Genomic DNA, 21,203 nt, shown 5'->3' with positions numbered 1-21,203 from the left:
CGACCTGGTGGTCGGGGGCGGGTGCCTGTGGCGTTCGGGCCTACACCGTCCGTTCCTTGAGCACCACGCCGACCGGAGGCGGGCAGTTCTCCTCGATCTTGTACTTGAGCGCCTCGGGGTAGTCGTGCCGGGCGAGGGCGACCCGAACGATGATCGGGCCGTGGTTGATCGGGTTGTTGGGCTCGCCGATCTTCTTGAGCAGTGCGGTGAGGTCGTCGTGGGTGGTGACGGTGCAGCCGTGCATCGGCTGTTTGTCGGTGCCGAAGACCTCGGCGAGCTTCTCGTAGTGCCAGGGGTGGAGCTCGTTGTAGAAGTCGGCCCCGTCGGAGGGCGGTGCGCCGTTCGGCTTGTAGTAGCAGGGGTGCACCAGCATCTGCTCGATGCCGTAGAAGCCCTCGTTGTCCAGTACGAACACCACCGGCTTCAGGCCCTGCCGGACGTGCGTGGACATCTCCTGGCAGGTCTCCTGGAACGAGCCGTCGCCGACGAAGACCATCGGTCGCTTGCCGGCCTCCAGGCGGCCCAGGCCCACCCCGGTGGCGAAGCCGACCGAGTAGCCGATGGACAGCCAGCTGTTCTGCGCCACGTACGAGGCGCGCTCGGGCATCCGCAGGTTCATCGAGCCGATCAGCGCGAACGCGGCGTCGCTGATCACGGTGAACGGGGTGGTGCGCTGACCTGCGCGGTCGACGGTTTGGGCGGCGAGGAAGTCGTTGAGGTGCCGGAAGAAGCTGTCGTAGGTCGGGTGCGTCGGGTAGGGGCCGCCGGTCAGGGTGTCCAGGAAGGCGGCGACGCTGTCCGGGACGTCGAGGCCGGCCTGGTGGGCGTCGGCGAAGTAGTCGGCGGAGAAGTGTCCGGTGCCGAACTCCTCGACGAAGGCGTTCCGCAACGCCAGGATGAACTGGGCGAGTTGGACGTCGGGGAAGTACGAGGCGCCCACATGCACCCCCTCATGGGCGGCGACCACCCAGTCATCGCCGATGGACAGCTTCCCGCCGAGGTTCTTCGACGTCGCCCAGGTGCCCAGTCCGATGCGGCAGCCGACGCTCTGGAACACCGCTGCCACGTCCGGATTGCTGGCCTTGCCGTTGTAGACGCCGCTGAATCCCGGGGTGTCCTCGGAGATCACGGACTTGGCGCCGACGGTGGTGCAGTACGGGATGAGGGTGGCCCGTACCAGTTCCTCGAACGGGTCGGCCAGGTTGAACCGGTCGATCTCCTCGCCGGCCCACAGGATCGGGTTGGCGCCGTGTTCCTTCACCAGCTTCACGCACGCCGTGACCGCGGCGCGCAGCATCTTCTCGTTCTGCGGGGTGAGCGGCCGTTCCTGCCGCCTCAGCCGGCCGTGCGGCGCCGAGCAGCTCTCCTCCCAGACGTCCTCCATGAACTCCAGGTAGACCGGCCGGCGGTGGGACAGGCAGGCGACGATCGCGTTGTCGATCTGACTGGGGGCCAACCCCGGGTTGGAGATCACCTGGGCCTCCACCGTCACCTGCCGGTAGACGTCGAGGTTGCTCTCCGGGCGCTGGGACATGTGCGAGGTGAGCAGGCCGATCGCCCGTTGGTTGATCCACTGCTCATACGTGGGAGCCCCGTTGATCGCGATCAGCGGGATGTACTCGGTGTAGCCGCCACCGATGGCGTTGAGCAGGTTGAACGCGCCCACGCCGTAGGTGACCGCGACCGCGCCGACGCCCTGTTCGCCCAGCTCGACCTGTGCGTCGGCGACCTTCACCCGGGCGTAGGCGTCCGCGGCCTGGCCGGCGCCGCCCTCCGTGGGGGTGCCCACCCAACGCACCTTGGTCTTGTCGTGCAGGGTCGACAGGAACGGGCCCAGGTGGTTGCCTGGCACGCCGAACAGGTGGGTGATGCCGAGCTGTTCCAGTCGGATGGCCAGGTACTCGGCCACCGTGCAGGTCTGGGAGGTGGTCATGACGTCAGTGCTTCCTCTCGCATCGGTTCCGTTGCCGCGGCGGACCCGCGGCGGCTGGTGGCTGCGGTGACGCCCGCGTCCCCCACGGGCGCCTGGTTGACGGCGATGGCGGCGCGTACGGCGGTTTCCACCGCCCCCTCGATCCAGGCGTGCTTCAGCGACACGTGCTCACCGGCGAAGTACACCGGCCCCTCGGGCCGGACCACATCCAGGTGGAAGCTGGTCATCTGGTGCGGGGTGTAGACCGCCGCCTCGCCGCACGCGTACGGGTCGCGCAGCCAACTCTGGGTCTGGCCGGCGCCGGTGGAGAAGACCTCGATCCGGCGGCCGTGCACGGACTGGAGGTTCTCCAGGGCGTAGCCGTAGCGCTCGGCGTCGTCGAAGGAGTCCCAGCGGGCGGCGTCGTCCGACCAGGAGTAGGCGGCCAGCACCACACCGCCCTGGCTCCCGGGGACCGGGTGGGAGGGGTAGTACATGAAACGGTTGGGATTGTCGGTGGTGGAGCCGCCGCCGTAGGCGTTGGTGGCCGGTCGCACCCCGCCGCGCAGCTCGGAGTTGCGGTAGTACTCCACCTGCTCCTCGCTGATCCGGCTCTCGTCCACGCTCGGGTGCGCGCCCAGCAGCCCGGTGGGCAGGTTCCGCACGCTCTGCGGAAGCGCCAGTGCGGCCTCGGCGTCGTCCTCGCCCCACTGCTGGTAGTAGTCGTAGAGACCCGGTGCGATCGCGTCCAGCTCCCGCTTCCAGTCCGCCTCGGTGAACTCCCACCAGCGCCGCGAGAACTCCAACAACACCTTGGTGGCCTGGTCGTAGTGGGTCTCGATGACCGCGCGGCGCTTCTTGTACGAGAACGGCGGGGTCACCTTGACGAACCGCAGGCTGGAGAACGGGATGGTGACGATCGCCAGGTCACCGGTCCAGGTCTGGGTCGCCGCGTACGGTTCGGCCTCGGGGATGGTCTGGATGGCGACGGCCGGACCGCCGGGACCGGTGAGTTCGCCGTGGTGCCCGTCGCGTCCCGGGTCGTAGTACTCCAGCCGCACCATCCGCTGACCCATCACGATCTGGTCCCGCAGGTCCTTGGCCAGCGTTTCCGGCAGCAGGCGACTGCCGCCCTCGATCTCCCAGTACGTGGCGTTGGGGTCGATGTCGCTGCGCCCCAGGAAGCTGTGGAAGAACGCCAGGTGGAGCCGCGAGGTCATGTTCTCGATGGTGCCCATCGCCTCGATGGCCTCGTCGCTGAACTCCGCGTACTCGCGCAGGAAGCGCCCCATCGAATAGCCGTCGAAATCGCGGACGACGTCGGCCCAGCCCGCCAGCCATTCCTTGAACGGCTTGTTGACCCGGGTCCCGTCGTCCTGCTTCACGGAGTAGTAGTCGCGCACCGGCTCCAGTGCCTGGTTGACCATGTGCGAGACGGTCAGCCGGGTCTCGCAGCCGGTGAGGTGGAAGCCCTCGTTGATGCTGGAGGGGTCGGTGGCGTACTGGGCGCGCCGCACCTGTTCGCGGTTGGTGCGGATCCACGCGTGGTTGAGCTTGTCCGGCTCCTTGAACTCCGGGCTGGGCGCGCCGTTGGTCCAGGTCCTGCCGTCCTTGAAGGACTTGTAGAACACCGGCGGGACCGGCGCGTCCTGGTTGCCGGTCTGCGGATCGACGTCGACGTTGAAGAACAGCCGCCGCTTCAGGCCGAGTTTGTCGATCAACGCCAGGGTCAGCGGGTGGAAGCTGGGCAGGCGCATCGCCCCGGCCTCCGCGTACTGCGCCGGGTCGGTGAAGGGCGACGGCTCCCCCTTCTTGGCGTGGAAGGTCTTGATCCGCCCGCCGACCCGGTTGGCGTTGGCCTCCAGGATCGTCACGTCGTGCCCGGCGCGGGTCAGCAGATCACCGGCGACCAGACCGGCGATACCGGCCCCGACGATCAGGATGCGCTTGGGCGGTCCGGGGGGATTGAGCCCGTTGTCGATCAGCACGTCGAGGTACCGCAGCTTGAGGTCCTCGTTGCCGGGCGCGGGGCCGACCAGCAGCAGTTCGCGGGCCAGCTGCTCGTAGGTCATCTCGTTGGCGCGTTCGGCCCCGGTGTGATGGCGGGCGGTGTTGGTGATCACTGTTCTCCTCTGCGGGCACGGGCCGGCAGCGCGGGCAGACGGGGACGGCACAGGGCTTCGCCCACGCGGCACCGGCAACCCTGGTTCTCGGGCATACGGAGACCACGTGGAGCGGGGAGGGCATATTCCGCTGTCAGCTGCTGCACGGCAGGTGGCACCAGCCCACCACCGAACCCGATGGTCCGCATGCGCAACGTGGCGATCGGGCGGCTCCCCACCCACCCACGTGCCTGGGCAGGGCCTTCCCCGGCCGCTGCCGACCCGGGACGGCAGCGCTTCACCCCCGACCGCCGCGGCGGCCGGCGACCGACGGTCGGCCGGTCCGCCGTGGACCGGGCGCACCAAGTCCCGCTGCCTCCGGTGCAGTTGGTGGACGGCAGCTGCCGGGTGGTCGGACTCCGGTCCGGTGTTCCCCTGGCTGGACGGCACAGTCAGCCCGGACGACGTGGACGAAACGTCCATGCCTGGCCGCACGCCCCTCCCGTCCCTCGCGACATGCACCGCGGCGAGTGACAATCGCGGGGAGGGATCGACGCCCAGGAGTTCCGGCGACGCCGGTCCGTGGTCCGCTCCTCACCGGGTGGAGCGGCGCGCCCGACGTTCCGCGGCGTGATCCATCGGCATCACTCGGGAGAGGTGATGAGGAATGTCTCCATGGCGGGTCCGTGCGCTGGAGGAGAGTGATCTGGACCAGGTGGTGCGCATCTGGGAGGAGGCGCCGGACACCACCGTGGACCTGGCGGCGAGCCTGGCGGAGGCGGTGAGCGCACTGCACGCCGAGGCGCCTGCCGTGGTCGCCGTCGTGGGGGACCAGATCATCGGCGCCGCGGTGTCCCTGATGGCACAGGAGCGTGCCTGGGTGCTGCGGATGGCAGTCGGCCGGCCGTGGCGGGGGCACGGCGTCGGGCAGGCGCTGCTGACGGCCCTGGAAGAGCGGCTGGGGCGGGCCGGCGTGCGTCGCATCGGTGCGCTGCTGCCGGACGGGGAGGCTGGGCAGCAGGCGTTCACCCGCGCCGGATACGTGAGCCGGCCGGACCTGTGCTACGTCGAGAAGCAGCTGACTGCGGACTCCGCCGAGGCCACCTTGCTCGACCAGCTCGGTGGGGCCGTCCCGGACGCCGGACTGTGGGACAGCATCGCGGGCATGAGCGCCGAGAAGACGCTGATCGAGCGCCGCCTGGTGCTCCCGCTGGAGCACCCCGAGGTCGCCGGGCAGTACCAGCTGGTGCCGCCCCGCGCCGTGGTGCTCTTCGGCCCGCCCGGCACCGGCAAGACCACCTTCGCGCGAGCCGTCGCCTCCCGTCTGCGCTGGCCGTTCATTGAAGTGTTCCCCTACCAGCTCGCCGATGACGCACACGGTGTCGCGGCCGGGCTCCGCCGACTGTTCGCCCGCGTGGAGCACCTGGAGCAGGCGGTGTTGTTCTTCGACGAGGCGGAGGAGATCGCCTCCGAACGGCACGACCCGACGACACTGGCACACCGGGTCACCAACGAACTCCTCAAGCTCATCCCGCAGTTCCGGCGGGGCGAGCGCCGGCTCCTGATCTGCGCCACCAACGTCGTACGGTCCCTCGATCCGGCGTTCCTGCGCCCCGGCCGCTTCGACTACCTCATCCCCGTCGGCCCGCCCGACCCTCAGGCCAGACGCGCCATCTGGATCCGCTACATCGGCCCCGACCGCGCGGCCGGCATCGAACTCGACGCGCTGGTCGAGGCCAGCGACCGCTTCACCCCGGCGGACATCGAGTACGCGGCGCGTACCGCAGCCCAGAGCGCCTTCGAACGCCACCTGGCCTCGGGCGAGAAGGAGGCCGCCGACCCGGCCCGGCTCACCGGCGACTACCTCCAGGCCATCGCCCACACCCGGACGTCCCTGACGGAGGAGGACATCCGGGCCTTCGACCGCGACCTCAGGACCGCCGCCCGAGTGTGAGGTAGGCCCCGACGGTGGTGGTTTCACGGTCGGCGGCGAGGGCCAGACAGACGCGGTCGCGGGACAACGGGAGGGTGCCGAAACGCATCCCGGTGGCGTCCCGGACCGCATTGGCCAGGGCCGGGGCGACCGGGGTGAACGGGCTCTCGCTCATCGATTTGGCGCCCAGCGGTCCGAGCGCGTCCGCGGTGTCGGCGAAGTACACCTCGGTCCGCGGCACGTCGCCGAAGGCCGGGACGTGGTAGTCGCGGAAGGTGGTCGCGACCAGGTGCCCGCCCTCGTCCAGCGGCAGCGACTCGTACAGGGCCGCGCCGACAGCCTGGGCGACGCCGCCCTCGATCTGTCCGCGGCACTGCATCGGATTGAGGACCCGGCCGGCGTCGGCCGCATGGACGCTGTGCAGGATCCTGACCTCGCCGGTTCCGGTGTGCACCGCGACCCGGAAGCCCTGGACGTTGAACGCGACCGAACGGGGGGTGCCCTCGCTCGTCCCGGTCGCGGACAACGCCTCGCCGGCGGCCCGGGACTGCGTCGCGAGGTCGGCGAGCGGGAGACGGGCCTCGCCACAGCGCACGTGGTCGCCGGCGAGCGCACAGGCTGACGGATCGATACCGGCGTAGCGCGCCCCGGCGGCGATGATGCGGGCGCGCAGCGCCTCCGCGGCACGGGTCACCGCCAGTCCCGCGACCACGATCCCGGTGGAGCCGAACGCCCCGGTGTCGTGGCCGACGCGGTCGGTGTCCGCGTGCACGATGCGGATCCGCTCGGGGCGCGTGGCCAGCACGCTCGCGGCGAGTTGCCGATGCACGGTCGTCGTACCGTTGCCGAACTCGACGGTGCCGACGGCCAGTTCATAGTACCCGTCGGCGTGTAGCGAGATCCGGGCCTCGGCGTGGTGCCCGCGGGGCGGGATCGTGTCGATCATCCCCAGCGCCATGCCCTGTCCGACGCGCCACTCCGCTCCCGTCGGCGGGCGTACGCCGTTGCCGCGGTCCAGTGCCGCGCCGACCAGCGCCAGGCACTGGTCCAGGCCGTAGCTGCCGATCTCCACGTCGTCCGGGTCGGTGCTGAAGCTCAGCATCGGATCGCCCGGCCGGATCACGTTGCGTTCCCGGAAGGCGATCGGGTCCATGGCGAGCGCACGGGCGAGTTCGTCCAGCGCCGACTCGACGGCGAAGATCGTCTGGCTGAGCCCGTATCCGCGGTAGGCCCCGGAGGGCACGGTGTTGGTGTAGACGGCATAGCCGTCGACCTTCTTGTTCGGGCAGCGGTAGACGGCGATCGACTCGTTGCAGCCGTGGAACACGGTGCTGGCGTGGTTGCCGTATGCGCCGGTGTTGGAAATGACCCGCAGTTGCAGTGCGGTGAGGGTGCCGTCGCGCCGGGCCGCGGCCTTGACCCGCACGCTGACCGGATGGCGGACGACGGTGGAGGTGAACTGCTCGGCACGCGTGAACTCCAACTGCACCGGCCGTCCGGTGCGCAGCGCCGCCAGGGCGACCACGTCCTCGGTGAACATCTCCTGTTTGGCCCCGAAGCCGCCGCCGACGCGGCCGCACAGTACCCGTACCTTCTCCGCGGGCAGGTCGAAGAGGGTGCACAGGGCGTTCCTGGTGAGGAACGGCACCTGGCTGCTGGTCCGCACGGTGAGACGGCCGGCGGCGTCCAGCCAGGCGATCGAGGCATGGGTCTCCAGGTGCGCGTGCTGGAGGCGGTGGCTGACGTAGGTGTCCTCGTGGATGACGTCGGCCGTCGCGAAGGCCGCCTCGACGTCGCCGATGTCCCCGTGCACCTCGGCGGCGATGTTGCGGTCGGCGTCCGCGAGGTGCTGCGCGGGTCCCTTGTCGCCGTGCAGCACGGGCGACCCGGGCGTCATCGCCACCTCGGGGTCGAACACGTCCGGCAGCACGTCGTAGGTGACGGCCAGCGCGCGGCAGCCCTCCTCCGCGGCGGCCACACTGTCGGCCACCACGGCCGCGACCCGCTGCCCGGCGAAGCGGACGACGTCGTCGAAGAGCAACGTGTCGGCGGGGTCGAGGGTGGGGTCCTCGTGCCGTCCCGTCGAGTACGGACGGGGCGGTGCATCCTCGTGGGTGAACACGGCCCGCACCCCGGGGACGGCACGGGCGGCGCGGGTGTCGATCGCGGTGATCCGGGCGTGGGCGTGCGGCGAGCGCAACAGCTTCATGTGCAGCAGGCCCTCGACCTCGACGTCGAGGGTGTAGCGGGCCGTGCCGGTCACCACCTGCGCGCCGGCGGGCGCCGGCAGGTTCCGCCCGAGCGGCTGCCCCTCCGGAGCCTCCTCGACCCGTACGACGCCTTGGACGGCGTCCTCGATCGCACGGTAACCGGTGCACCGACACAGGTTCCCCTTCAACGACTCGGGGAGGTCCTGCCGTTGCTCGGCGTCGAGCGCGGCCACCGTCATGATCAACCCCGCCGTGCAGAAGCCGCACTGGAAACCCTGCGCCGCCAGGAAGTCCCGCTGCACCGGATGCAACCCGGCGTCGCCGACGAGCCCTTCGACCGTGGTCACCCTGCGGTCGGCCGCGCGGAACGCCGGAAACAGGCAACTGTGCACCGGCTGCCCGTCGACGTGCACGGTGCACGCACCGCAGTCCCCGGCATCGCAGCCCTTCTTCACACCGAACCAGCCGAGCTCCCGCAAATAGGTGCGCAGGCACTGCCCGGGGCGCGGCTCCCCGGTGAAGATCCGGCCGTTGACCTCGGTCCTCATCGCCGTCCCTCCTCTTGTGGTGACGACGCCAACGCGGACCGGATCTCCTCGGCGAACCGGACGGTCATGAGCCGCCGCCAGGCGGGGGCGCCGTGCACGTCGTCGTGGTAGAGCCTCGGCGGGACGGCCCGTTCCAGCGTGGCGAGGAGTTCCGCCGCCCCGGGCAGTCCGTGGAACGCCAGGCGGACCGGGCGGACGGTGGAGGCGGTCACAGTCAGCACGAACGAACCGTCCTGGGGGTTCCGCCTGCCGATGAGCAGCGCCGCGGAACGGCCGTGCGGGGTCAGCGAGATCCAACGCAAGGCGGTACGGCAACGCAGTGCGGAGGCCGGCAGCGTGACCGAGCGCAGCAGTTCGCCGGGTGCCAGCACGTTGCGCTGCGGACCGGTGACGAAGTCCACCGCGGCGACCTGCCGCGCTCCGCCGTCGGGCCGCCAGATGGTGCAGCTACCGTCGAGGGACGCGGCGAGCGCGACCATCGGGCCCGCGGGCAGAGACAGGCACAGGTTGCCGCCGACGGTGGCCTCGTTCCAGACCTTGAACGACCCCAGCAGCGCCTGCCGGCACTGGCCGATCAGCGGGGCGGCGGTCCACTCCACCGGCGTGGGGATGTCGGAGAGTTGGGACAGCGTGCAGGTGGCCGCGATCTCCAAACCGTGTGCGTCGACCCGGAACGGCTGCCAGCCGAAACCCCGCAGGTCGATGAGGCGACGGAGCCGCGGCTGAGGCTCGGAGAGCAGCCAGGTGCCGCCGGCGAGCCAGGCATCGCCCGGCTTCCAGGTCGCCTGGGCCGCGCGGGTGGGTGACGTCACGACCGCGGTGATGGTGTTGAGGTCCATCCGGTGCTCCCGGGCGTACGGAGGGAAGGCCGTCAGTACGGGTGGCGGTTCGGCTTGTCCGCCCACGCCTGGTAGGCATGGGCGCCCAACTCGGGATACATCTGCGCGATGGTGATGCTCCGCTCGCTCGGGGGCTTTCGGAAGTCCTCGTATTGGAAGGCGTCGCTGAACCCGATGCTCTCGGTGGCCTTCCAGTCGCAGCTGTAGTAAACGGCGTCGATCCGCGACCAGTAGATGGCGCTCATACACATCGGGCAGGGGGCGCCGCTGGTGTAGATCGAGCAGCCTTGGAGCATCCGCGCACGCTCCGGTAGGCCGTCCGGGGATCCCTGCGGGCGGGGCACCAACTCCAGCGTGTACGCGTTCTGGTGTTCCTCGGAGACCGCGGGCGCCTCGGGATTGAGGAATTGCGCCGCTTTCCGGATGGCTTCCACCTCGCCGTGCGCCGTCGGGTCCGCCGTCAGCAGTACGCGGTTCTGGCCCCGCGCGATGATCTGGTCGTCGCGGGTGATCACCGCGCCGAACGGGCCGCCCCAGCCCTTCTCGACGGACTCGACGGCCAACGCGACCGCCTCGGCCATGAATTCTCTGTGCCCCATGATCGGTGCCTCCGAGCAGAGCGTCGCGCGTGGTCCTTGATGGCCGGATGACCCTTGTCGGACAGGGGCCGCATTCGCGTCCCCTGCTTCATGTCAAAAGAACCCTCACGTCACAAGAATCGTCTACATCGAGCGAAACCTCGACAATTCAACAATTCGAAGGTGGAAGTTTGTACCATATGTTCTTTGTGGTTTAGTCTAGTAAGGGTGAGTTCCCGTGCAAGCCGTGGCTCCCACAACGACGTCGCGACCGTCGTGATCTCGCAGAAGGTCCGGGTGGGCCGCGAAGACGACTACCGGCGCTGGCAGGACCGGACGAGCGAGACCGTGCGGGGGTTCGCCGGATTCGAGGGTACGGAGCTGTATCCGCCGGAGTCAGTCGGAGACGATTCCGCCGGAGAAAACGAGTGGGTCGTCGTCTTCCGTTTCTCGCACCTCGACCAGTTGTCGTCCTGGCTCGATTCCGATGCCCGCCGCGAACTGATCGAGCAGGGCAGTGACCTGTTCGAGGAGCCCCCCACCCAGGAAGTCCTCGTCGGCGGCACCCCGGTACACGACTCCGTGACGGCGGTGATCTCCCACGAAGTACGGCCCGACCAAGAGCAGGATTTCGTGCGCTGGCAGGAGAAGGTGCTGGCGGCCCAGTGGGCCTTTCCCGGATTCATGGGATCGGAGTTGTTCCGCCCGGTGAAGGACGTCCAGGGCAAATGGGTAGCGGTCTTCCGATTCGACAACCGTCAACACCTCGATGCCTGGCTCGAATCTCCGGCACGCGAAAAACTCCTGGACGAGGGCCGCGCCTTCTTCGTCTCCTACGACGTGCGCAAGGTCGGGTCCGCGTTCGGCAGTTGGTTCCGCTTCGACGCAACTTCGGAAGAGGGCGCGCCACCCAACTGGAAACAGGCCATGTCCGTGCTGCTGGCCCTCTATCCCACCGTCAAGGTCCTGGACCTCGCCGTGGGTCCCCAGTTCGCCGCTCTCGGGATACCCGGATATCTCAGCCTGTTCCTCTCGAACGTGATGAGCGTCGCCATCCTGACGTGGCTGCTGTTGCCGTTGCTGAACAGGCTCCTCGCCTTCTGGCTGATGCCCGGCCGGGCACAGTCACTCCGCACCGATGTGACGGGCGCCGTGCTGGTGGTGCTGTGTTGGGTGATGTTCCTGGTGATCTTCGGTGTGACCACCGGTTGAGCCGTGCGCCGTGTGCAGTGCCGTCGCGCCAGGCAGCGGTGGATCTGGCACCTGCACGGGCTCGGCCTGCCCTGCCTGGCCCGGGGCGGGACGTGGGGAAGCCATCTGTTCCCGTCCCCACAAACGGCGTGGCCCGCCCGCGGGATTCCTCCCACGGGCGGGCCACTGTGCTTGCCTGCCGCGACGGTGCCTACGGCTGGGCTGCGCCGCCGGTCCGCAGGTCGCGCCGCTGCTTGAAGCGGTCCGCGGCGATCAGCGCCGCCACTACGACGGCGGTGCCGGCGAGTTGGTGACGGCCGTCCGAGGAGGTGGCCATCACGGCGAAGACACCGAGGATGGCCGCCAACGCCAGCCACGTCAGATACGGGAAGCCCCACATCCGCACCAACAGCAGCTCGGGCGTCTCGCGCTCCAGGCGGCGGCGCATCCGCAGCTGGGTCAGGCAGACGATGGTCCAGACGACCAGCACCGAGCAGCCGGCGATGTTCAGCAGCCAGGCGAACACCGTGGTCGGCCAGACGATGCCGGCGATCACGGCGACGAAGCCGAACATGCAGGACGCCACCACTGCCGCTGCCGGCACACCGTTGGTGACCTTGCTCAGGAAGCGCGGGCCCTGGCCCCGGGTGACGAGGGAGTACGCCATGCGGGACGAGCCGTAGATGTTGGCGTTCATCGCGGAGAGCAGCGCCACCAACACCACGATCTGCATGATCGTGCCGGCCGCCGGGATGCCCAGCCTGTCGAGCACGGTGACGTAGGGGCCTTCCGTGGCGACCTTCGGGTCGTTCCACGGCACCAGGGTGACCACCACGGCCATGGAGCCGATGTAGAAGACGGCGATGCGCCACACGGCGGTACGGACCGCGCGGACCACGTTGCGGCTCGGCTGGTCGGACTCCGCCGCCGCGATGGTGACCGTCTCCAGACCGGCGAAACCGGAGATGGTGGTCAGCAGTCCGGCGGCGAGTCCGGCGGCGCCGGTCGGGAAGAAGCCGCCGTGGCCGGTGAGGTGGCTCGTACCGGGTGCGTTGCCGAACACCCCGAGGATGCCGAGCACGCCCAGCACCAGGAAGGCGACGATCACGGTGACCTTGATGGTGGCGAACCAGAACTCGAACTCGCCGAAGTTCTTGACCGCGGTCAGGTTGCTGGCGCAGAAGAACACCATGAAGACCGCCACCCAGCCGTAGGCGGGGAGGAACGGTACCCAGGAGTGCATGATGGCGCCGGCCGCGGTCGCCTCGGCGGCCACACCGGCGCAGAGCATCAGCCAGTACATCCAGCCCGAGGTGGTGCCCGCCCAGGAGCCGAGTTCCTCCTCGGAGTGCACCGAGAACGAGCCGGTGGAGGGGCGGGCCGCGGACATCTCACCGAGCATCCGCATGATCAACATGACCAATGCGCCGGTGGCCGCGAAGAGGAGGACGATGGCCGGCCCGGCCGCGGCGATGCCGACCCCGGAGCCCACGAAGAGTCCCGCGCCGATGACCCCACCGAGCGCGATCATCGACAGGTGGCGCTGTTTGAGGCCGTGGGACAACGGGGGTGCAGCATCCTGCACGGCCCGCGGGGAGTCCTGGGGTGACCGGGTGATACTCCGAGTCATGGGCGTGCCTGTTCATTGCTTGAGACGATCATTGAGTCCACGAGTCTGCGGCGACACGCTGCGTCAACGGTGTGAACGCCCGCTATTCGGACGCCGCGCTCACGCATGGTGAATATGCGGACACGGTGTCGGCCGGCCGGTGCGCGCTCCGCGGCTACGTGAGGGGAGCCAAGCGGCGGGCGCGGGACGTCAAGAGGCCGGCGCGGAACGGCCGTTCACGGCGGGAGGGATCTCGATGTGCGGCCGGGGGTGGACTTACTAGGACGTCCAGCTATATATGTGCCGGCGAAGGCCCGCGGTGCAGGGAAGCCGGTGTGAACACGTCGGTACCGCACGGCGCGCCTGCCCCGGTCGCCACGACCGGGGCGGGCGCGGTGCCCACGGGCCGCGACTACAGCTCCGTGCGTACCGTCCGGGCCGCGGTGACCAGACTCTCCAGGGAGGCTCGGACCTCCGGCCAGTCGCGGGTCTTGAGTCCGCAGTCGGGGTTGACCCACAGGCGCTCGGCGGGGATGGCCCGCAGACCGGCGCGCAGTAGGTCCGCCGCCTCCGCCGGGCTCGGCACGCGCGGGGAGTGGATGTCGTACACACCGGGGCCGGCCTCGCGCGGGTAGCCGTGGGCGGCGAGCTCCCGGGCGACCTGCATGTGGGAGCGGGTGGCCTCCAGACTGATCACGTCGGCATCGAGGTCGTCGATGGCCTGCACGATGTCACCGAACTCGGCGTAGCACATGTGGGTGTGGATCTGGGTGCCCGGGCGCACCCCGCCGGTGGTCAGCCGGAAGGCTTCGGTGGCCCACGCCAGATAGCCGGGGCGGTCGGCGGCCCGCAGCGGCAGTGTCTCCCGGAGCGCGGGCTCGTCCACCTGGATGACCGATGTCCCGGCCGCCTCAAGGTCGGCGACCTCGTCGCGCAGTGCGAGGGCGACCTGGCGCGCGGTGTCCGTGAGTGGCTGGTCGTCGCGGACGAAGGACCAGGCGAGCATCGTGACGGGACCGGTGAGCATGCCCTTGACCGGGCGCTCGGTGAGCGCCTGGGCGTACGCCGTCCAACGGACCGTCATCGGCCCGGGGCGGGAGATGTCACCGGCGAGGATCGGCGGGCGGACGTAGCGGGTGCCGTAGGACTGCACCCAGCCGTGCCGGGTGGCGAGATAGCCGGTGAGCTGCTCGGCGAAGTACTGGACCATGTCGTTGCGTTCGGCCTCGCCGTGCACCAGGACGTCCAGCCCGGCCTTCTCCTGGAAGGAGATGACCTCCTGGATCTCGGCCTCGATGCGCGCCTCGTAGCCGGCGGTGTCGATCCGTCCGGCCCGCAGGTCGGCGCGTGCGGTGCGCACTTCGCCGGTCTGCGGGAACGAGCCGATGGTGGTGGTCGGCAGCAGCGGCAGGCCGAGGTGACTGCGCTGGGCGGCGGTCCGCTCGGCGTACGGCTGGGAGCGCCGGGCATCGGCCTCGGTGACGGCCGCGGCGCGGGCCCGTACGGTCCGGTCGTGGGTGATCGGGGAACCGGCCCGGGACGCCAGATCGGCGCGGTTGGCGGAGAGTTCACTGGTGATGGCGCCGGTGCCGCGCGCCAGGCCCTTGGCGAGGGTGACGACCTCGGCGGTCTTCTGCCGGGCGAAGGCGAGCCAGCGCCGGATCTGCGGTGCGATGTCCCGCTCGACCGCCGCGTCGAGGGGGACGTGCAGCAGGCTGCACGAGGCGGCCACGTCGACCCGATGCGCCAGGCCCAGCAGCGTGGCCAGCACGGACAGGGACTTCTCCAGGTCGTTGACCCAGATGTTGCGGCCGTTGACGATGCCGGCAATCAGGCGCTTGCCGGACAGACCGCCGACGGCGGCGAGCGCGTCCAGATTGGCCGCGGCCGCCTCGGTGAAGTCCAGCGCCAGCCCCTCGATCGGGGCCTTGGCCAGCACCGGCAGGGCGTCGCCCAGCCGGTCGAAGTAGGAGGCGACCAGCAACTTGGGCCGGTCGGTGTGGGCGCCGAGGTCGCGGTAGGCCCGCGCGGCGGCGTTCAGTCCGGCCGGGGTGCGGTCCTGGACGAGGGCGGGCTCGTCGAGCTGTACCCACTCCGCGCCCGCCGCCCGCAGATCCGCGAGGACCTCCGCGTACACCGGCAGCAGCCGGTCGAGGAGGGTGAGCGGGTCGAAGCCGTCGGCCACGCCGGGGGCGGGCTTGGCGAGGAGGAGGTAGGTGACCGGGCCGACCAGGACCGGCCGCGCGGTCAGCCCCAGGGCGAGGGCCTCCGTGAACTCCGCGACCTGCCGGGCGGAGTCGGCCGTGAACACGGTGTCCGGGCTCAACTCGGGGACGAGGTAGTGGTAGTTGGTGTCGAACCACTTGGTCATCTCCAGCGGTGCGACGTCCTGGGTGCCGCGGGCCATCGCGAAGTACCCGTCGAGCGGGTTGGCGGCGACCGCCGCGCGGTGACGCTCGGGAACCGCGCCGACCATGACGCTGGCGTCCAGGACGTGGTCGTAGTAGGAGAAGTCGCCGGTCGGGACCTCGTTGATGCCGGCGTCGGCGAGCTCCTGCCAATGGGTCCGGCGCAGTTCCGCGGCGGTGGCGCGCAGGGCGTCGGCGGTGACGCGGCCCTTCCAGTAGCCCTCGATGGCCTGCTTCAACTCCCGGTGCTGTCCCTGCCGGGGGTAGCCGTACACGGTGGCCCGTGCGGTCACGGCTTCGGGCTTGACGGTCACGGAGATCTCCTTCGCGAGATGAATCCCTGAGATCCCGGCAACGGGACGAGAGCGCGAAGGGGTGACGGAACCGGTGGAGCGCAGTCGCCCGACAGGGCGTGCTGGTCCGCCTGGTAGGTACTCCCCCAGACTTCGTCCGGGGGCACCCCCAGCCCGCCCTCGGGGTCACCGGGATGTCCGCGCACGAGTGCTTCGCGCACGGGCAGTTGGCAGGTCTTCGGACTCGCGGGCGCGTCTCGTGTCGTACGAGATTCCTAGTGGCCGTCGCTTCCCAGGCCCGGCCGGGCCCAGTGCGTATGACGGCGGTCGTTCCCACTCACCGCTGCGGGGCAGTCCCGGATTCCCACCGGGTTCCCTCTTGCGACGCCTCCCGCCTGGCGGGCGGGGCGAACCAGCTGCACGGGTCAGCCTACGGTGCGCGCCCGCGGCGCGTCGGGTCCCGTCCACCACGCGGAAGGTGAGATGCGACAACCGGCTGAGGCGTTTGCTCCGGGGCGAGGGTGGGCAAGGCCGACCGCGTGCTTCTGCCCGGCCCCGGACGACGGTGGTCGCAGTTGTCTCAGTGGTCCCGGTGCCCGTGATGGTCGCGGCAGTCGTCGAAATCCTGCGGGGGGCGGGCGACTCCCGGGGCGTCCATGGCCATGACGTGCGCCAGGCACCGTGCCCGCTGCGCGCGCTCGACCATCTGGTCGCTGTCCGATGCGGCGTTGGCCAGGCTGGCGCAGCACACGGTGAGCAGGAGGGCGCCCGCCGCGAAGGGCAGGGCGCGGAGCGGGGGTGGGGGCGCCAGTAGGGCCCGCACCCGCTGGGGCACCGGCCCGCCAGTCGCGGCCAGCACACCGGGCCGGGCGGCGGCGGAGGTGGCCAGGGCGGCCCGTCCGACGGCGCGGGCGACCACCGTGCGGCTGCCGACGCGGGCCGCCGCCGCTTCGTCGGCCCAGCGCTCCAGTACGAAGGCGCCGGCGTCGGCCATCGGGCGGAGCAGGGGATTGACGGCGGTGGTGAGGTGCCACACGACCTGGAAGAGGTAGTGCCGACCGCGGAGGTGGGCCCGTTCGTGCGCCAGCAGGGCCGCGCGCTCCTCGTCGCTGAGGCTGCGCAGCATGCCGCGGGACACCACGATCCGGCCGGGTGCGCCGGGCAGGGCGAAGGCCCGCGGGACCTCGTCGTCGAGCACGGTCAGTTCCGTGTCGCCGAGCATCCGGGCGCACTCCTGCCGGGCCTGAAGGACCTGCCGGACCTGCCGGACGGTGGCCACCCCCAGTGATACGGCGCTCCAGGTGAGCGCCGCGGCGCTGAGGGCCGCAACGGCGAGGGAGACCGGGTCCTCGGCCCGCAGTGCGGACACCGACCAGTGGCCCTCCCGGGCGACCTCGGGGATCTGCGCGAGGCCGGTGAACGCCAACAGGGCCAGCGAGCCGAGCCAGCCGATGGCCGTCACCAGCGCGGCGCAGGCCAGGGACCAGGCCGACGGTCGCGGCGGCAGGCGCCGGGCCGCACGGGGGGCGAGCACGGCGAGGACGAAGGTGATCAGGAGCGGGACGTACACACTGATCGTCACCGGCTCATCGCCCTTCGTCGGTGCGGTCGGCGTCGGGGCCGGCCAGCAGCCGGTGCAGCAACTGCTCGTCCTCTTGGGACAGTTCCGAGACGAAGCGGGTGAGCACCGCTTCCCGGTCCGAGCCGCGCTCCAGCAGGGTGCGCATCCGCTCGGCGGTGTGGGACGCCTCGTCCCTGGCGGGCGCATAGGCGTAGCCGCGGCCCGCGCGGCGCCGGACCAGCATGCCCTTGTCGTACAGGCGGGTCAGGATCGTCAGCACGGTGGTGTAGGCCAGGTCGTCGGGTAGTCGCTCCATGGCCTGGCGGGCGGTTAGTGGTTGCTCGGCGCCCCAGAGGGCGGCCAGTACGCCGCTCTCCAGCTCACCGCGGGCCCGCCTGCCGGATGCCTCGCCGCTGTCGTCGTGCTTCCGCTCGTGCACCGTTCATCGCCCTTCCCGTTCGGCGCCCCAGCCTACTCCGGAGCTACTACGGCTTGTAGAACGCGGGGATCCGGTTCGCGTGCGAAGCGTTCTCTGAGCGTTCTCCTACATGTTGTACGAGTTGATCTACTACATGTTGTAGAGTTTCGCCGCCCCCGCTCCGCTCCGGCTGCACCGCGGAGCGCTCGGTCCCCTGCTCCTGCTGCGGAAGAACACACCATGCTCTACCTCGGAAGCACGGCACACCTGCGCGCGCTCGCGGCCGCCACCCTGCGCCCCCGACCAGCGACGACGGCCACGACGACGCAGCGCGTCACGATCGTCTCCGCGAGCATCGGCGCAGGCCACGACGGCGCCGCCGCCGAACTTGCCCGCCGGCTCACCGCGGACGGCCTCACCGTGGACCGGTTCGATCTGCTCGACCTGCTGCCCGCCCGGATCGGCCGGCTGGTACGGGACGGCTACCACCGGATGCTCGTCCAGGCCCCCTGGGCCTACCAGCGCGTCTACCACAGCACCCAGCGCGCCGGAGGCGGCGGCCCACTGGCCCGGGCCCTGCTCCGCACCGCCGAGGACCGCATGCTGCGGGCCCTGCCGCCAGACACCCGCGCGGTCGTCGCCACCTACCCGGGCGCCAGCCGCGTGCTGGGCAACCTCCGACTCGCCGGCCGGTTGACCGTCCCCGTCCTCACCTACCTCACCGACTTCTCGGTGCACCCGCTGTGGGTGGCCGACGGCGTCGACGTCCACCTCGCGGCGCATCCGGTCCCCGCGGCCCAGGCGCGGCAGGCCGGGGCGCCGGACGTCCGGGTGCGCGGCCCGGTGGCCGACCCCCGCTTCCGCCCCGCCGACGCACGGGCCCGCGCCGCGGCCCGGGCCCGCTTCGGACTGCCGGCGAACGCCCCGCTGGCACTGCTGGTCGCCGGTTCCTGGGGCGTCGGACCGGTGCGGCGGGTGGCCCGGGAACTGCGCGACTGCGGTGCCGCCGTGCCGGTCGTGATCTGCGGCCGCAACGAGTCGCTGGCCGCGCAGCTGCGCGCCGACGGCATCGACCACGCCTTCGGCTGGGTGGACGACATGCCCGGACTGATGCACGCCGCCGACGTGCTCGTGCAGAACGCGGGCGGCCTGACCTCCCTGGAAGCGTTCGCCGCCGGCCTGCCGGTCGCGAGCTACCGCTGCATTCCCGGCCACGGCCTGACCAACGCCGCCGCGCTGGAGGAAGCCGGCGTCGCCGCCTGGATCCGCGACCCCGCCGACCTCGCGGAGGTCCTCGGCGACCTGATCGACGGACCGCGCGGGCTCCTCCAGCGCGAGGCGGGCCTCGCCCTGTTCGCCGGGGCGCCGGACGGCCCCGCCGCCGAGATCGTCCGGGTCAGCCGAACGGGCGCCCGCCCCGCCGCCGTATCGGCCCCCAAGCGGCGTGCCCGGCAGGCCCTCCGACGACTCGTCACCACCGCCGTCGTGGCCTGCACCGTCTGGGCGGGCGCGATCGGCACCGCGGTCGCCACCACCCACGACGGCCCCCGCCTGATCCACGCCCTCGGCCACGAACTCGACTTCGACGACGTGGCCCACTTCCACACACCGGCAGGCCACCACCCGGAGGGTCACCACTCATGACCCGCACCCGTCTGCTCCGCACCGCCGCCTACGCCGTACTGCCCGCACTCGCCGCCGCCCACGCCGCGCCCGTCGCCGCCACCTTCGGGCCGCTGCGCAACCGCGCCATGCCCCGCCTGGCCGGCCGGGGCAGCGCCGGCCACGTCGCCCTCACCTTCGACGACGGCCCCGACCCACGGTCCACCCCCTTCTTCCTGGAGACGTTGGCCGAACGCCGGGTGACCGCCACCTTCTTCCTCCTCGGCAGCCAAGCCCACCGGAGCCCCGGCCTGGTGCGCGACATCGCCGCCGCCGGGCACGAGATCGCGGTCCACGGCTGGCTCCACCGCCCGCTGCTCCTGCGCGGTCCCCGGGCCACCTACGACGACCTCGCCCGCGCCCGGGACCTGGTCGGCGACCTCACCGGCCGGGCCCCCGCACTCTTCCGGCCCCCGTACGGGGTGATGTCGACCGCCGCCCATCTGGCCGCCCGCCGCCTGCGCCTCACCCCGGTCCTGTGGACCTGCTGGGGCAAGGACTGGACCCCCTCGGCCACCCCGCAGTCGGTCCACCGGACGGTCACCCGCGACCTGCACGGCGGCGGCACGATCCTCCTGCACGACTCCGACTGCACCTCGGCCCCCGGTGCCTGGCACTCCGCCCTCGGGGCCTTGCCCCGCATCCTCGACACCTGCGCACAACGGGGCTACGAGGTGGGCCGACTCCGCGACCACGGCTGGCCCTGACCGGACCGGCCGCCCGCTGACCTCGGCGTTCCCCCTGCCCGTCGTACCCCAACTGCCTGGAATTCCGCCCCGGCCTGGCGGCTACCCTTGCGCCATGACGCTGCGCAAGTCCACCCCCGTGCGTGTTGACGCGATGCTTGAGGACCTCAGGACACTCGTCGAAACCGAGTCCCCCTCGCGCGATGTCGACGCCTTGAAGGCATCGGCCGAAGCCGTCGCCGCCGTCATCGAGCGCCGCCTCGGCGGGCGCGCCAACCTCGTCGAGAGCCCAGCCGGACCGCACGTCCACTGGTCGGCCGGCGGGGAGCCCACCGTGCTGATCCTCGGTCACCACGACACGGTGTTCCCGCTCGGCACCCTGGAACGCCGCCCGTTCACGGTCCGGGACGGACAGGCGACCGGCCCCGGGGTCTTCGACATGCTCGGCGGACTGGTGCAGGCCATCCACGGCCTGGCGACGCTCGACGACCGGTCGGGCGTCGAGATCCTGGTGACCGCCGACGAAGAGGTCGGCTCCCACTCCTCGCGCGCACTCATCGAAGAACGCGCCCTGGCCTGCGGTGCGGTGCTCGTGTTCGAGGGCGCCGCGGACGGTGGAGCCCTGAAGACCGGCCGCAAGGGCTGCGGCACGTTCCAGGTCTCCATTGCGGGCCGGGCGTCGCACGCCGGCCTGGAGCCCGCCGCCGGCATCAACGCCCTGGTCGAAGCGGCACATCAGGTACTGGCCATCGCCGCGCTCGACCGCCCCGACATCGGCACGACCGTGACCCCGACCCTCGCGTCCGCGGGCACCCTGGACAACGTCGTTCCCGCGAAGGCGACCGTCATCGTCGACGTCCGGGTCGAGTCGGCCGGCGAGAAGGACCGCATCGAGTCCGCGTTCGCGGCACTGGTTCCACACCTCGACGGGGCGGAGATCACCGTCCAAGGGGGCATCGGCCGCCCCCCGATGCCCGAATCGGCATCGACCGAACTCTTCGCGGTGGCACGGACGTTGCTGCCCGGCCTCGAAGGCACGGCGGTCGGCGGCGGAAGCGACGGCAACTTCACGGCCGCCCTGGGGATTCCCACGCTTGACGGCCTCGGCGCAGTCGGGGGCGGCGCGCACGCCGACCACGAGTACCTGGTGGTCGACGCCATGACCGAGCGGGCGAACCTCGTCGCCGGACTGGTGCACGCGAGGCAACACCCGGCCGGGGCCCGCCCCTGACATCAGCCGACCAGGCCAAGCA

Annotated in this window: 14 protein-coding genes and 1 riboswitch; of the genes, 5 read left to right on the top strand and 9 right to left on the bottom strand. The window is 71.1% G+C overall.

Annotated features, from left to right (window positions below):
* Positions 1-40: 40 nt before the first annotated feature.
* Both ACO0M4_RS31745 and ACO0M4_RS31740 read right to left on the bottom strand, forming a co-directional pair.
* Positions 41-1,933: an alpha-keto acid decarboxylase family protein gene (locus tag ACO0M4_RS31745; protein ID WP_430374523.1), complete on the bottom strand. Its 1,893-nt coding sequence runs from the start codon at positions 1,931-1,933 to the stop codon at positions 41-43.
* Positions 1,930-3,984, bottom strand: coding sequence for a flavin monoamine oxidase family protein (locus ACO0M4_RS31740; protein WP_430375335.1), 2,055 nt, complete (start codon positions 3,982-3,984; stop codon positions 1,930-1,932). Before ACO0M4_RS31740 ends, ACO0M4_RS31745 begins: the two co-directional genes overlap by 4 nt.
* Positions 3,985-4,681: 697 nt before the next feature.
* Here ACO0M4_RS31740 and ACO0M4_RS31735 point away from each other — a divergent pair.
* The gene (locus tag ACO0M4_RS31735) at positions 4,682-5,968 is read left to right on the top strand and encodes an ATP-binding protein (protein WP_430374522.1); all 1,287 of its coding nucleotides are present in this window, start codon (positions 4,682-4,684) and stop codon (positions 5,966-5,968) included.
* On the opposite strand, the gene ACO0M4_RS31730 is transcribed toward ACO0M4_RS31735, so the two are convergent.
* From ACO0M4_RS31730 to ACO0M4_RS31720, 3 genes are read right to left on the bottom strand one after another with little or no spacing between them, the layout of a single operon-like run.
* Entirely contained in the window at positions 5,946-8,705 is a 2,760-nt protein-coding gene (locus ACO0M4_RS31730) for a molybdopterin-dependent oxidoreductase (RefSeq protein ID WP_430374521.1), read from the bottom strand. The genes ACO0M4_RS31735 and ACO0M4_RS31730 overlap by 23 nt on opposite strands.
* Complete coding sequence (locus tag ACO0M4_RS31725; protein WP_430374520.1) at positions 8,702-9,544, bottom strand: FAD binding domain-containing protein; 843 nt, start codon at positions 9,542-9,544, stop codon at positions 8,702-8,704. Before ACO0M4_RS31725 ends, ACO0M4_RS31730 begins: the two co-directional genes overlap by 4 nt.
* A gap of 32 nt (positions 9,545-9,576) precedes the next feature.
* Positions 9,577-10,143 carry a nucleoside deaminase gene (locus tag ACO0M4_RS31720; protein WP_430374519.1) on the bottom strand — a complete coding sequence of 189 codons (567 nt, stop codon included), beginning with the start codon at positions 10,141-10,143 and terminating at the stop codon, positions 9,577-9,579.
* Positions 10,144-10,350: 207 nt separating this feature from the next.
* Here ACO0M4_RS31720 and ACO0M4_RS31715 point away from each other — a divergent pair, with 207 nt between their 5' ends.
* Positions 10,351-11,334 carry an antibiotic biosynthesis monooxygenase gene (locus tag ACO0M4_RS31715; RefSeq protein ID WP_430374518.1) on the top strand — a complete coding sequence of 328 codons (984 nt, stop codon included), beginning with the start codon at positions 10,351-10,353 and terminating at the stop codon, positions 11,332-11,334.
* A gap of 190 nt (positions 11,335-11,524) precedes the next feature.
* Here the strand turns inward: ACO0M4_RS31715 and ACO0M4_RS31710 are convergent, their stop codons facing one another.
* The 4 genes from ACO0M4_RS31710 to ACO0M4_RS31695 all read right to left on the bottom strand — a co-directional run bounded on the left by ACO0M4_RS31710 (position 11,525) and on the right by ACO0M4_RS31695 (position 17,623).
* Entirely contained in the window at positions 11,525-12,943 is a 1,419-nt protein-coding gene (locus ACO0M4_RS31710) for an amino acid permease (protein WP_430374517.1), read from the bottom strand.
* A 391-nt stretch (positions 12,944-13,334) separates the two neighbouring features.
* Positions 13,335-15,644: a 5-methyltetrahydropteroyltriglutamate--homocysteine S-methyltransferase gene (gene metE / locus ACO0M4_RS31705; RefSeq protein ID WP_430374516.1), complete on the bottom strand. Its 2,310-nt coding sequence runs from the start codon at positions 15,642-15,644 to the stop codon at positions 13,335-13,337.
* Between the two features lie 191 nt (positions 15,645-15,835).
* Positions 15,836-16,055: riboswitch (cobalamin riboswitch) on the bottom strand.
* Positions 16,056-16,203: 148 nt separating this feature from the next.
* Complete coding sequence (locus ACO0M4_RS31700; RefSeq protein WP_430374515.1) at positions 16,204-17,205, bottom strand: M56 family metallopeptidase; 1,002 nt, start codon at positions 17,203-17,205, stop codon at positions 16,204-16,206.
* A 4-nt stretch (positions 17,206-17,209) separates the two neighbouring features.
* The gene (locus tag ACO0M4_RS31695; RefSeq protein ID WP_430374514.1) at positions 17,210-17,623 is read right to left on the bottom strand and encodes a BlaI/MecI/CopY family transcriptional regulator; all 414 of its coding nucleotides are present in this window, start codon (positions 17,621-17,623) and stop codon (positions 17,210-17,212) included.
* A gap of 219 nt (positions 17,624-17,842) precedes the next feature.
* Between ACO0M4_RS31695 and ACO0M4_RS31690 the strand changes: the two genes are divergently transcribed.
* The 3 genes from ACO0M4_RS31690 (at position 17,843) to ACO0M4_RS31680 (ending at position 21,181) form a co-directional block, all read left to right on the top strand.
* Positions 17,843-19,246: a glycosyltransferase gene (locus ACO0M4_RS31690; RefSeq protein ID WP_430374513.1), complete on the top strand. Its 1,404-nt coding sequence runs from the start codon at positions 17,843-17,845 to the stop codon at positions 19,244-19,246.
* Entirely contained in the window at positions 19,243-19,971 is a 729-nt protein-coding gene (locus ACO0M4_RS31685) for a polysaccharide deacetylase family protein (RefSeq protein ID WP_430374512.1), read from the top strand. The genes ACO0M4_RS31690 and ACO0M4_RS31685 overlap by 4 nt, the downstream gene beginning before the upstream one ends.
* Positions 19,972-20,065: 94 nt before the next feature.
* On the top strand, positions 20,066-21,181 hold the full coding sequence (locus ACO0M4_RS31680; RefSeq protein ID WP_430374511.1) for a M20 family metallopeptidase: 1,116 nt from the start codon (positions 20,066-20,068) through the stop codon (positions 21,179-21,181).
* Positions 21,182-21,203: the final 22 nt, after the last annotated feature.

Source organism: Streptomyces sp. RGM 3693 (assembly GCF_050471125.1).
Classification (GTDB): Bacteria; Actinomycetota; Actinomycetes; order Streptomycetales; family Streptomycetaceae; genus Streptomyces.
This window is presented reverse-complemented; position numbering and strand designations above follow the sequence as displayed.